Below are 13,171 nucleotides of genomic sequence, written 5' to 3' on the forward strand. Positions count from 1 at the left end.
GCATGGACTGCGCCTTGGCTGCGTTGACCGCCAGGCGCAGGCGCGGGTTCATGTCCGGATCGGGCATGCCCATCTTCGCCGCCACGGTAATCTCGCGGCTGAGCTTCGAGAACAGGTTGGACCGCTTCTTGTCCTGCGCACCCTTGCGGTGCATGATATTTTTGAATTTGGAATGGCCTGCCATGGGGTGCGTTACCGTGCCTCGGGTGGGTTGCGTGTGTGAAGGGCCGCATTAGCCGCATGGATGATGAATCGACAAGCCCGGTGGCGGTTTCGGGAGAACCGAACTCGCTGACCGGCGAATGGGCGCGGGTGCGCGCTTTCGTGTCGCGGCCCCGACTGCCCGATCCGGTGGAGCCGCGCCCCTCGCGCCCGGTGGTTGCGCTGCTCCGCGTCTTTCTGCTCGATCTGGCGTTGATGGCGACACTGGCGACCATCGCCGCGATCGTGATCGCTTCCGGTATCGAACTGCCGGAATCGTCTCTGGCGAATCTGGCCGTGACGCCCGGGCTGATCGCCGCGATCCTGATCGTCGCGCCGGTGGGAGAGGAAATCGCCTTTCGCGGCTGGCTGTCCGGGCGCAAGCGCGACGTGTTGGCGTGCGTGGTCTTCCTAGGCGGGATGGGCGCGACCGCATGGCTGGGCGCGAGCGATATGACAGGTGCCGCCATCTGGTCGATCGCAGCGCTCACCTTCACTCTCGGGCTGACGGTTATCCTGTTCTGGACCGCCCGGCATCGGCCCGCGATGCGCTGGTTCGCCGGCCTCTTCCCGCTGTTCTACTGGCTCAGCACGCTGGCCTTCGCCTGCGTCCATCTGTTCAATTTCGAAGAGGGCGCGCTGTTCGTCCTGCTTCCACTGGTGCTGCCGCAATTCGTGCTGGGCGCGCTGCTCGGCTATATGCGGGTGACTTACGGCCTTGGGACGAGCATCGCGCTGCATGCGCTGCACAACGGCACTGCAATGGCGCTGGTGGCGCTTGCAACGGTGACCGCGTCCTGACGGTCAGACCTTGACGGCAGTACCGCTGGCCGAAACCATCAGCATCGAGCCGGTATCGCCGATCACCTCGTAATCGAGATCGACGCCGACCACGGCATTTCCGCCCAGCGCGGCGCATTCGGCCTGCAATTCCTGAATCGCCTGTTCGCGCGCATCGCGCAGGATGCGCTCGTAACTGCCCGAGCGCCCGCCGACGATATCGCGGATATTGGCGAAGAGATCGCGAAACAGGTTCGCGCCCACGATCACTTCGCCGGTGACGATGCCGAGATAGTCCTGCACCGGCTTGCCCTCGATCGTGGGCGTCGTCGTCACGGTGATGCCGCGTGCGTCTTTCCAGGGGCCTGCCATATCCGATCCTCCTCCTTCGCTTCGTGTATTAGATAAGTAATACGCAGCGCACGGTCAACCGCCGACGACGCTGCCGCCATTGGGATGCAGCACCTGGCCCGACATATAGGAGCTGTCTTCGCAGGCGAGGAACAGGAAACAGGGTGCGACCTCGTTCGGCTCTCCCGCCCGGCCCATCGGGGATCCCTTGCCGAAATCGTCGATCTTGTCCTTCGGCTGGCCCCCGAACGGGTTGAGCGGCGTCCAGATCGGGCCCGGCGCGACGCCGTTCACACGGATGCCGTCATCCATCAGGTTCTGCGACAGCGAGCGCGTGAACGCGGTGATGGCACCCTTGGTTGAGCTGTAATCGAGCAGGATCGGCTGGCCTTCATACATCGTGATCGATGTGCAGTTTACGATGGTGGCGCCGCGCTTCAAATGCGGACGCGCTGCCTGAACCATGTAGAACATCGAATAGATGTTCGACTGGAAGGTGCGCTGCAATTGTTCGGGCGTGATATCCGTCACGTCCTTGTCGGGATGCTGCTCGCCCGCGATCTGGATCAGACAATCGAGCTGGCCGAACCGCTCGATCGTCTTGGCGACGAGAGCGTCGGCGACCGCCTTGTCGCCGAGATCGCCGGCAAAGATGAAGGCTTCCGCGCCTTCCGCTTCGCACAACTCCCTGGTCTTCGCTGCATCGTCATCTTCGCTGAGATAGGCGATGGCGATCTGTGCGCCCTCGCGCGCGAACAGCACTGCGGTGGCGCGCCCGATCCCGCTATCCGCGCCAGTGACGATCGCAACCTTGCCCTTCATCCGCCCCGACCCCGGATAGCGCGGCTGCCATTCGGGCTTACGGTCCATCTCGCTTTCGTGGCCGGGCATGCGCGGCTCTTCTGCGATCGGTTCGATAAAAGTGGCGCTGTCTGTTTTCTTCAGTTCGGTCATGGTTCGGGCTCCGCCTGGGGGTTCTACCCACTCAAGCGGAGGCACCGCGCACAAGTTCCGTCACTCGTCTCGAACGCGGGGGCCTTCGTCGAGCTTTGCCTGCGGCAGAGCTTCCGGCCGCGCCGCCTCACCCCATGCCGAGCGCGGCCTTGTAGGTGTCGAGGATCATTTCCTGTTCGCTGCGATCGTCGGGCTTCATCTTTCTGAGGCGCACGATCTGGCGCATGATCTTGGGATCGTAACCCACCGCCTTCGCCTCGGCGTAAACGTCGCGAACGTCGTCGGCGATGCCCTTCTTTTCTTCCTCGAGGCGTTCGATGCGCTCGATCAGCAGGCGCAGGCGGTCGTCGGTGGCTTCGGCCATCTCGTGTACTCCAATGTGATTCGGGATAGGTTGCGGGCTCGATAGCCAGAGGCGCGGCGGGGGTGAAGTGGGCGGTTCGGATTATTCCGCGCCAGGCGCTGAGATTTATCCCGCGTTCTTCGCCACGCTTTCCTTCATCCGTGCCAGCTGCTCCTCGGTCGCCGGCGACTGGCGGGTCGCCTTCCATTCAGCGCTCGGCATTCCGTGGATCACTTCGCGCGCCTGCTCCTTGTCCCCGGCATACCCAGCATCGCGGATCCAGTCGGCGAGGCAATTGCGGCAGAAGCCCGACAGACCCATCAGGTCGATATTCTGGGCATCGTGGCGATGGCGCAGATGGCGCACCAGGCGGCGAAAGGCCGCGGCGGCGACATCGTCGGGAAGCGCATCGAGCGCGTCGGTCTTGGTATTCGTATCCATGAAGGGGCATATTCCTTGTCTTGCAACACGGGGGTGGCATAGGCGTTCAGCATGACGATCCAGAAATTCGATCCGCGCGCGCGGAAGGTGAAAATCCTCGCCACCATCGGCCCGGCGAGCCGCGATCCCGACATGCTGCGGCGCCTGTTCAAGGCCGGCGCCGATGCCTTCCGGGTCAATATGAGCCATGGCGAGCATTCCGTCCATGGCGAGACGATCCGCGCGATCCGCGCGCTGGAAAAGGAATTCGCACGTCCCATCGCGATCCTGGCCGATCTGCAGGGGCCGAAACTGCGCGTCGGCACGTTCAAGGACGGCAAGGCGGTGATCCGCCATTCGGGCCATTTTACGCTCGACCGCAATCCCGAGCCGGGCGACGAGACGCGCGTCCAGCTGCCCCATCCCGAATTGTTCGGCCTGCTCGAAAAGGGCCAGCGCCTGCTGATCAATGATGGCAAGATCCGCCTGCGCGTGATCCGGGCGGACGAAGACGAAATCCTGTGTTCCGCCGAAGTCGGCGGCGTGATTTCCGACCGCAAGGGCGTCAACGTACCCGATGCCGAGGTTCCGATCCCTGCGCTCACGGAAAAGGACCGCAAGGATCTCGCCTTCGCCATGGAACAGGGGGTCGACTGGATCGGCCTCAGCTTCGTCCAGCGGCCCGAGGATCTGGCCGAAGCACGCAAGCTGATGGGCGGGCGCGGGGCGCTGTGTGCCAAGATCGAAAAGCCGATGGCGGTGCGCCGCCTCGCCGAAATCGTCGAACAGTCCGACGGTGTCATGGTGGCGCGCGGCGATCTGGGCGTCGAGCTGGAGCCGCAGGAGGTTCCGCCGCTGCAGAAGCAGATCGTCAACGCGACGCGCCTGTCGGGCAAGCCGGTGATCGTGGCGACGCAGATGCTCGAATCGATGATTGAGAGCCCGGCCCCCACCCGTGCCGAAGTCTCCGACGTCGCGAATGCGGTCTATGACGGGGCGGATGTCATCATGCTGTCGGCGGAAACCGCCGCGGGCGACTGGCCGGAAGAAGCGGTCACGATCATGGACAAGATCGCCATCCAGGTCGAGCGGGACGAGGCTTATCTGGGCCGCGTTCGGTATCTCGACACGCCGCCCGACCGGACCACTGCCGATGCGCTCAGCCACGCCTGTATGACCATTGCCGACACCGTCTCGATCAAGACGATCACCGTCTTCACCGGATCGGGATCGACCGCGCGCCGCGTTGCGCGCGAGCGGCCTTCGGTGCCGATGCTGGTGCTGACGCCTTCGATGGCGACGGCGCGGCGCGTGGGCCTGTTATGGGGCGCGCACGCCGTGGCGACGAAGGATATCGGCAGTTTCGAAGAGATGATCGCCAAGGGCAAGCGCATGGCGCTGCGCCACGGCTTCGGCGAAGGCGGCGACAAGATGATCGCGCTGGCGGGCGTGCCGTTCGGAACGCCGGGGGCAACCAATCTGCTGCATGTCGTCACTCTGAGCGGCGACGAATTGCAGAATTACGATACGGATCGCGCGCTTCAGAAGTAAGCGCCCCGGCCCTGTGCGTCAGGTCGGCGCGATCGTCTCGTCCACCGGCGCGCCGCATTCCTCCATCGCGTGCTGCACCGTGCGGTGAAAGCAGCAGATATTGGGATCAAGCGATTTGAGCGCGCGGCGCACCGGCTCGTGCGCTTCGGCGAAGCGGACCATGATGTCCATTTCGCGCAGGCGTTCGGTCAGCCGCCGCAACATCGCCGCGCCGCTCGCATCCACGCCGTTGACGGCGCGCATGTCGATGACGAGGCAGGTCACCTCCTCGTGCTGGGCGATGCGCGCGAAGATTTCGTCCTCGCAATAGGCGGCATTGCCGAAATAGATCGAGCGGTCGATCCGCACGATCAGGACCGGCAGCGTGTCGATCATCACCGCATCGCGATCGACCGAGCGGAAGGACATGCCGCCATCGTCGGTGCCGACGCGGGTGACCCGCGGCAGCGAGGAGAACCAGAGGAAATGCGCAAGGCCCACGCCCGCGCCGACAGCGAGGCCCAGCCGTACGCCGAAGATCAGCGTGGCGAGAAAGGCGACGGCCACGATCGCGCCCTCGATCCGATCGTGTGCCAAGATCTGCCGGATGTCGCGCACCTTGATCAGGCCGAAGACCGCGCTGATGACGAGCGCCGCAAGCGCGGTACGTGGTAGCAGCGAGAGATAAGGCGCAAGGAACAGCAGCACTGCGAGCACGACCATCGATGCGACGATCGACGCGAGCGGACTGCGCGCTCCGCTATCCTCGACGAGCGCCGATCGGCTGAGGCTGGCCCCGACTGCATAACCGCCGGTCGCCACGGCGGCGATATTGCCGAAGCCCAGCGCCACCGCTTCGCGACTGGTGTCGAGATGGCTGCGATTGCTCCCGGCAAGCGATTTGGCGACCGCGGTCGCGGTAACAAACACGATCACCGCCACGGCCAGCGCGCTGGGCAGCAGCGCCAGCCAGAGCGCCGGTCCGCCGAGCGGCCAGGGCGGGCTTGGCAGGCCGCGCTCCACCGCCGCCACCGTGGCGACCGGCGCGGCGATCTGCGACACTGCGAAGGCAGCGGCGACGATCACGGCGAAGGGGAAGGATTTCGCCACGGCCTGACGCAATGGCGGATGCAGACCGAGCTTCCAGAGAATCGCAGCGGCGTAGCGGTTGATGAACAGCAGCGCGATAAGGCTGGCGAGCCCGATCAGCGTGGTCGCCAGGCTGAACCCGTCGAGGCCGTTCCACAGTCCTTCGAGCGCGGTCGGCAGATTGCCCGCGCGCGGCGCTTCGACGCCGATCAGAGTCGGCAATTGGCTCGCCGCGATCAGGAAGGCGGCGGCGGCCGTAAAGCCGAGCAGGACGGGCTCGCTGATGAAATTCACCAGTCGGCCAAGACCGAGCGCGCCCAGCAACGCCAGCGCCAGTCCCGCCTCGATCGCGATCACGGCGGCAGCGGTCTCGGGCGGAACGGGAGCATTGCCTGCCGCTTCGGCCACGACCAGCGAAACCAGCGCGACCGGACCCATCGACACAAAATTGCTGGTGCCGAAAACCGCATAGATGACCGGCGGCAACAGCGCGGCGAACAGACCGGTCTGCGGTGGGAGGCCCGCCAGCTGCGCATAGGCCATCGCCTGCGGCACCAGCAGGATGGCGAGGATCAGCCCGGCAATGATATCCTTGGCCAGCCCGCCCGCCGTGAGATCGGTCAGCCAGCCGAGGCGGGGTTTCAGGGCGTTTCCGATCATGGCCTTCCCTCGCCCCTGAGGCGCTATTTCCTAGGCGCCGCGTGCCGCAGCCTCCAAGCGGGTGCGCGCCGCATCCTCACCGATGAGCGGCAATAATTCGCCCATGTCGGGTCCCGATGCCTGTCCGGTCAAGGCCAAACGCAGGGGAAGAAACAAAGATTTACCCTTGCGCCCGGTCTCTTCCTTGAGCCGAGTGGTGAGCGCCCGCCACGGATCGTCCGTCCATTCCAGTGCCCCCGCCGCCAGGCCGCAATAGTCGCGATCCTCCTGCGCAAGCTCGGGCACCGGGACAGGGCCGGTCACCAGCTGCCAGATCGCCGCCGCCTCGCCGACCTTTTCGAGATTGGGCCGCACCGCATGCCACCCCGCCTCGTCCATCCCTTCAGGCAGTCGGTGGGCAATGTCGCGATACTCCATTTTGTGAACCAGCGCCGCGTTGATACGATCGAGCTCGCCATCGTCGAAGCGCGCCGGAGCGCGGCCGAAGGTCGCAAGGTCGAAGCTCTCGATCAGTAAGTCTCGATCCGCAATCGGCTCGACGGGGAGCGCGGTGCCCAGCCGCGCAAGCAGTGCTACCAGCGCCTGCGGCTCTATCCCCCGCTCGCGAAACGCATCGCAACCGAGCGAGCCGAGGCGCTTCGACAGCTTGCCCTCGCTCCCCACTAACAGAGCCTCGTGCGCGAAATCGGGCATCGTTGACGAGCCATTATGCTGCGCAGCAATGAGTGCGGTAAACATCTGAATCTGAACGGCAGTATTGGAAACGTGATCTTCGCCGCGCAGCACGTTGGTCACGCCCATTTCGAGGTCGTCGACAGCGCTCGGCAGCATATAGAGCCACGAGCCGTCGGCGCGGCGTATCACGGGGTCGGACAATTGTGCGGCGTCGAATTTCTGCTTCCCGCGCACGCCGTCCTCCCACACGATCGGCGTGTCGTGATCGAGCTTGAAGCGCCAGTGCGGCGCGATTCCGTCGACTTCCTTTGCCGCGCGATCTTCCTCGCTCAGGGACAAGGCCGCGCGGTCATAGATGGGCGGCAATCCGCGGCCGAGCTGGATCTTGCGCTTCAGCTCCAGCTCCTGCGCGGTTTCGTAGCAGGGGTAGACGCGGCCATCCGCCTTCAGGGCCTCGAACGCCGCCTCGTAATGCGCAAGCCGCTCGGACTGACGCTCCTCTCCATCGGGCTCGAGGCCGAGCCAGGCAAGATCGTCGCGGATCGCCTCGACATAGGTTTCGCGGCTGCGCTCTGCATCGGTGTCGTCGATCCGCAGCAGGAAGCGCCCGCCCGCCTTTCGCGCCAGCATCCAATTGTGCAGCGCGGTGCGGATATTGCCGACATGGAGGCGCCCGGTCGGGGACGGGGCGAAGCGGGTTACGGTGGTGTTGGCAGAGGTCATCGCCACTGCCGATAGCCGATGGCCGCGAACCTGGCGAGAGCGCAGCGATGGCCCCGTGAATGGAGCGAGCAGGTCAGCCGGCTTGCTTGCGCCTCCGCAGGATCGCCTCGCGCGCGGCGGCATAGTCGAGCACGCCGTCATCCCTGTCGGCACCCAGATCGGCGCGTGCGCGATCGAGTTCGGGTGCCGCGACCGGTTCGAGAATGAGATATCCCTGCGCCTCGTCGCAGCCCAATTCATTCAGGATATGCAATTGAGTACGGTCTTCCACCCCTTCGGCAGTGACTTCCATCCCCAGGCTCCGCCCCAAGGCGATGACGGTGCTCACGATCGCGCGGGCCGAGGCGCTGGTGGTCAGGTCCTTCACGAAGCTGCGATCGATCTTGATCCGGTCGAAGGGGAAGCGGCGCAGGTAGCTGAGCGAGGAATAGCCGGTCCCGAAATCATCGAGCGCGATCTTGACCCCCATCGCGCGCAGGCGGCTGAGAGTCGCGGCGGCGGTATCGTCGGACTGAAGGATGACGTGTTCGGTAATCTCGAATTCGATCCGGTGGGGATCGATCCCGGTCTCGGCAATCGCCTCGGCGATGGTGGGAAGAAGATCGACCGAGCGGATCTGGCTGGGCGAGAGATTGATCGAAATACGAAAATCGCCTTTCCAGGCGGCCATTTCGCTGAGGGCGCGGCGTATGACGAATTCGCCCATCTGGACGATCAGGCCGGTTTCTTCGGCAATTCCGAGAAATTCGTCCGGGCCCAGGAGTCCGCGTTCGGGATGGTCCCACCTAACCAACGCCTCATACGCCGCCGTGCGCCCCGTTCCGATGTCGATCACCGGCTGATAATGGACGCGCAAGCCCCCTGTATCGAGAGCCGTGCGAAATTCCTGTTCGGTCCGGCGACGTTGCTGAACCCTGGCATCGAGGGCGTGGTCGAACAGGGCGAGTTGCCCCCTGCCCTTCGTCTTTGCGGCGACGATAGCGAGATCGGCCCGCCGGACCAGTTCCTCAGCTTCGCAGGCTTCCTCGGTACAGCGGGCGATCCCGACGCTGCCCGACACGGCAATCTGACGCCCTTCGATCACGAAGGGCTGGCGCACGGCATCGAGCAAGCGATGTCCGCGTTCGATCAGCATACCATCGCCCAGCGCGCTTTCGATGATGATCGCGAATTCGTCCGCAGCGAGCCGGGCGACGAGATCCGCTTCCCGCAGCTGGGCCTTCAGACGCTTGGCAACTTCGCACAGGATCGCGTCGGCAGTCCGATGCCCGTAGGTGTCGTTGATGGCCTTGAAATCGTCGAGGTCGAGATAGAACAGCGCGATTTTTCGGGATTGTTTTGCGAGAAGGCCCATCTTGCCGCGCAAATGCTCATTGAGCGCATGCCGATTGGCGAGCCCTGTAAGGTCGTCATGCATGGCGAGATAATGCACACGTTTTTCGGTCCGCAGCGCTTCCGTAACGTCGCGGAGAACGCCGGTGACGTATCCGTCCGACCGCGGGCGACCGCTGACCCGCCAGATGCGAATTTCGCCCTGTATTTCGAGCTTCACGATCTCGTCGCGAAACGGCGTCTGGTTGGTCAGCAGATCCAGCAGACGCGTACGATGGGATCCTTCGAGGAACAGGTCGGCGAAGGGCATGCCCTCGAGCGCATCGATGTCCTGTCCGACGAAATTGGCAAGCCGTTGCGAGACGTCCCGCAATCGGCCGCGCGGGCCGACCGACCACAAGGAATCCTGTGCCTGCGTCTCATATTCGTCGAGCAAGAGGCGGACCGTAAGCTCGCTTTCCTGGCGCGTTATCTCGTTGTGCACCTCTTCGACAAAGGCGCGATCCTGCATGATCGTGAAGCGGAAGAGGACCACTGCATAGGGCACCATCAGAAGGCCGACCCATACTGCTTCCGGGCCGGCCACTACCAGCGCACTCAGGATGATGCCGATCGTCGTCGCGACGAGGTGGACGATGCTCGCGCGCGGTACTCCGCGGTGCAGCAGGATGGTTCCGACGAAGATCAGCGCCGCTATCAGGATCAGCAGAGCGAGGCGTTCCCCCTCTGCATACCCGGCGAAAAGCACGAAGCTCGCAGCCCAGAAAACGGATGTAGCAGCTTTCGATCCGACTAGGCGCGCAAGTTGTGTCCGTATCTGCCGATCGTCGAGCAGGTCCGCATCGCACCCCCGAATGATCACGAAGCGAGTCGCGAACAGGAACGCTGCCCCCGTCAGCCACGCCAAAAGTATCGCATTGGGCACGAAGCCGTAGAACGCGGCGGCGAGTATGGCGGCCGACAGACCGGTCGCGATCTGCGAGAACGACCCCGCTGCAGTGGCCGCCCGCAAGCGCCGCTCCCGAACGAGCGCCGCGCTATCGCGAATTTGCGTCACCCTGCACCCCACTCGACGCCTCCGTGACCGATCCGCCGGGAGCATTGCCGCGCCTGGCCGAATCGAGTCGGTCATCCAATCGCACTTCCAAAGGCTCTCCCTGCCCGGAATCGATGCGACCCAATCGATACCGAGTGATCATTTAACAAATTATATAGGAAATCAATACGATAGGCACGGCAGTCTGAAAAAGGCCGCCGACCGGAACGAAAAAGCCCCGCCGGAGGGTCGCTCCGGCGGGGCCAATTCCAAGAGAAACACGCGAGTCGCGGCTTATTCGCCGTCGGCGGCTTCCTCGTTCAGATATTCGCCCGCATCGGCATCGGTGCCGTGCGTTTCGCCTTCCATCCGGGCCAGCGGATCGTCGCCGATCGCCGCGTCCGCATCCTGAGCGAGTTCGGCTTCGCGTTCCTCGTCGGCAGTCTGGGCGGCCAGGATCGCTTCCTGCGCCTTCTTCCACTGGGCGCGCAGGGCGGCATCGCGGCTGGAGGCGGTGATGCGCATCCGGTTCATGCCCGCGCCGGTTCCGGCGGGGATGAGACGGCCCACGATCACGTTTTCCTTCAGACCGATCAGCGTGTCCTTCTTGCCTTCGACCGCGGCCTGCGTGAGCACGCGCGTGGTTTCCTGGAACGAAGCCGCCGAGATGAACGAACGGGTCTGGAGCGACGCTTTGGTGATCCCGAGCAGGATCGGCGTGCCTTCTGCCTTCTTCTTGTTGCGGCCCAGCTTGGCGTTGTACTCGTCCATTTCGGTGCGATCGACCTGTTCGCCCGGCAGCAGCGTAGTGTCGCCGCCATCGGTGATCTCGACCTTCTGCAGCATCTGACGAACGATCGTCTCGATGTGCTTGTCGTTGATCTTCACGCCCTGGAGTCGATAGACTTCCTGGATTTCGTTCACGAGATATTCGGCCAGCGCCTCGACGCCCATGACTTCGAGGATGTCGTGCGGGTTGGGCGAACCGGAAATCAGGGTGTCCCCCTTCTTCACGAAGTCGCCTTCCTGCACGTCGATCACCTTGGTCTTGGGGATCAGGTATTCCACCGCATCACCCTCTTCCGGGACGATCGCGATCTTGCGCTTGGCCTTGTATTCGCGGACGAATTCGATCTTGCCGGAAATCTTGGCGATGACCGACATGTCTTTGGGCAGGCGCGCCTCGAACAGTTCAGCGACGCGCGGCAGACCACCGGTGATGTCGCGGGTCTTGGCGGCTTCGCGGCTGGCACGGGCGAGAATGTCGCCCGCTTCGACCTGCTGGCCGTCCTCGACCGACATCGTGGTGCCCGGCGCCAGCATGTAGCGCGCGGCTTCGGTCTCGTCCCCGGCTTCGTTGAAGAGAGTGATGCGCGGACGCAGCTCTTCCTTCTTCTTGCGACCGGTCGCCCGGTTTTCGGTCACGACGCGCTGGGCGATGCCGGTGGCATCGTCGACGCGCTCTTCGAGGGTGGAGCCTTCGACCAGATCCTGGAAGCGGACCACACCCGACTGTTCGGTGATGATCGGAAGCGAGAACGGATCCCACTCCGCCAGGCGACCGCCCTCTTCGACCTGCTCGCCATCCTTGTGCATCAGCATGGTACCATACGGCACCTTGTGGATTTCACGTTCGCGGCCTTCGCTATCGATCACCGCCAGCTCGCCGTTGCGGGCGAGCGACAGGATGCGACCGCGCTTGTCGGTGATGGTCGGCATGTCGCGATAGACGACCTTACCGGCCGACACCGCTTCCAGGTGGCTGGTTTCGTTGAGCTGCGCCGCACCGCCGATGTGGAAGGTACGCATGGTCAGCTGCGTGCCCGGTTCCCCGATCGACTGCGCTGCGATGACGCCCACGGCCTCGCCGATATTGACCGGCGTACCGCGCGCAAGGTCGCGTCCGTAGCAGGTCGCGCAAACGCCCTGTTCGGCTTCGCAAACCAGCGGCGAGCGGATCTTGGCGACCTGCACTTCGGCTTCCTCGATGGCCTTGACCATAGGTTCGTCGAGCAGCGTACCGGCCTTGGCGATGACTTCGCCGGTGGCGGCGTTCACCGCATCTTCGGCCAGGGTGCGGCCCAAGATACGTTCGCCGAGCGAAGCGATCACCGAACCGCCCTGAACGATGGCGCGCATGTCGAGCGCGTTCTCGGTCTTGCAGTCCTCCACCACGATCGTGCAATCCTGCGACACGTCGACCAGGCGGCGCGTCAGGTAGCCCGAGTTCGCCGTCTTCAACGCCGTATCCGCAAGGCCCTTGCGGGCGCCGTGGGTGGAATTGAAGTATTCGAGGACGTTGAGGCCTTCCTTGAAGTTCGAGATGATCGGGTTCTCGATGATCTCGCCCGACGGCTTGGCCATCAGGCCGCGCATACCAGCGAGCTGCTTCATCTGCGCGGGGCTGCCACGCGCACCGGAGTGCGACATCATGTAGATCGAGTTGATCTGTGCCTGCTTGCCGTCATCGTCGATCGGCTGCGACTTGATCTCGTCCATCATGGCTTCCGCCACCTGATCGCCGCAACGGCTCCAGGCGTCGATCACCTTGTTGTACTTCTCCTGCTGCGTGATCAGGCCGTCCTGATACTGCTGCTCATAATCGGCGACGAGCGACTTGGTCTCCTCGACCATCCCGACCTTGCTTTCGGGGATGATCATGTCGTCCTTGCCGAACGAGATGCCAGCCTTGAACGCGTGGCGGAAGCCCAGCGTCATGATCGCATCGGCGAACAGCACCGTGTCCTTCTGGCCGGTGTGGCGATAGACCTCGTCGATCACGTCGGCGATGTCCTTCTTCGTCAGCAGACGGTTGACGATATCGAAGGGCACCTTGTGGTTCTTGGGCAGGCATTCGCCGATCAGCATGCGTCCAGCGGTCGTCTCGAACCGCTGCATCGAAATCGCACCGCTCTCGTCGGCCTGCGGAACGCGGGCGAGGATCTTGGTGTGGAGCGAAACCTGCTTGGTCTCCAGCGCCTGGTGCACTTCGGCCATGTCCGAGAACATGGGCAGCTTTTCGACCTTTTCGCCCTTGTCGTTCTCGACGAATTCGGGCGTCTTCTCCTGCCGTTCCA

At 64.0% G+C, this 13,171-nt stretch carries 9 protein-coding genes and 2 pseudogenes; 2 read left to right on the top strand and 9 right to left on the bottom strand.

Translation table 11 applies throughout. The annotated features are described in order from the left end of the window. Positions 1–184 (bottom strand): annotated as a pseudogene (locus A3736_RS00915) (YebC/PmpR family DNA-binding transcriptional regulator); the annotation flags it as partial. Positions 185–219: 35 nt separating this feature from the next. Here A3736_RS00915 and A3736_RS00920 point away from each other — a divergent pair. Further along, complete coding sequence (locus tag A3736_RS00920; protein WP_156501904.1) at positions 220–1,002, top strand: type II CAAX prenyl endopeptidase Rce1 family protein; 783 nt, start codon at positions 220–222, stop codon at positions 1,000–1,002. Between the two features lie 3 nt (positions 1,003–1,005). Here the strand turns inward: A3736_RS00920 and A3736_RS00925 are convergent, their stop codons facing one another. From A3736_RS00925 to A3736_RS00940, 4 genes are all read right to left on the bottom strand, one after another. Continuing rightward, positions 1,006–1,323 (bottom strand): heavy metal-binding domain-containing protein, encoded by a 318-nt coding sequence (locus A3736_RS00925; RefSeq protein WP_067678068.1) that lies wholly within the window; start codon positions 1,321–1,323, stop codon positions 1,006–1,008. A gap of 84 nt (positions 1,324–1,407) precedes the next feature. After that, entirely contained in the window at positions 1,408–2,286 is an 879-nt protein-coding gene (locus A3736_RS00930) for an SDR family oxidoreductase (protein ID WP_082851231.1), read from the bottom strand. Between the two features lie 127 nt (positions 2,287–2,413). Then, entirely contained in the window at positions 2,414–2,650 is a 237-nt protein-coding gene (locus tag A3736_RS00935; protein WP_067678053.1) for a DUF2312 domain-containing protein, read from the bottom strand. 105 nt (positions 2,651–2,755) lie between these two features. Further along, positions 2,756–3,070 carry a DUF1244 domain-containing protein gene (locus A3736_RS00940; protein WP_067678056.1) on the bottom strand — a complete coding sequence of 105 codons (315 nt, stop codon included), beginning with the start codon at positions 3,068–3,070 and terminating at the stop codon, positions 2,756–2,758. A gap of 51 nt (positions 3,071–3,121) precedes the next feature. Here A3736_RS00940 and pyk point away from each other — a divergent pair, with 51 nt between their 5' ends. Then, the gene (gene pyk, locus A3736_RS00945) at positions 3,122–4,600 is read left to right on the top strand and encodes a pyruvate kinase (protein WP_067678059.1); all 1,479 of its coding nucleotides are present in this window, start codon (positions 3,122–3,124) and stop codon (positions 4,598–4,600) included. A gap of 18 nt (positions 4,601–4,618) precedes the next feature. Here pyk and A3736_RS00950 read toward each other — a convergent pair whose 3' ends face one another. The 4 genes and pseudogenes from A3736_RS00950 to A3736_RS00965 all read right to left on the bottom strand — a co-directional run. Continuing rightward, complete coding sequence (locus A3736_RS00950) at positions 4,619–6,328, bottom strand: SulP family inorganic anion transporter (protein ID WP_067678062.1); 1,710 nt, start codon at positions 6,326–6,328, stop codon at positions 4,619–4,621. 30 nt (positions 6,329–6,358) lie between these two features. Beyond that, positions 6,359–7,726: a glutamate--tRNA ligase gene (gltX, locus tag A3736_RS00955; protein ID WP_067678074.1), complete on the bottom strand. Its 1,368-nt coding sequence runs from the start codon at positions 7,724–7,726 to the stop codon at positions 6,359–6,361. 73 nt (positions 7,727–7,799) lie between these two features. Then, positions 7,800–10,115 (bottom strand): bifunctional diguanylate cyclase/phosphodiesterase, encoded by a 2,316-nt coding sequence (locus A3736_RS00960; protein ID WP_067678065.1) that lies wholly within the window; start codon positions 10,113–10,115, stop codon positions 7,800–7,802. Between the two features lie 273 nt (positions 10,116–10,388). After that, a pseudogene (locus A3736_RS00965) lies at positions 10,389–13,171 on the bottom strand (DNA-directed RNA polymerase subunit beta'); the annotation flags it as partial.

Source organism: Erythrobacter sp. HI0063 (assembly GCF_001635685.1).
Taxonomy (GTDB): domain Bacteria; phylum Pseudomonadota; class Alphaproteobacteria; order Sphingomonadales; family Sphingomonadaceae; genus Qipengyuania.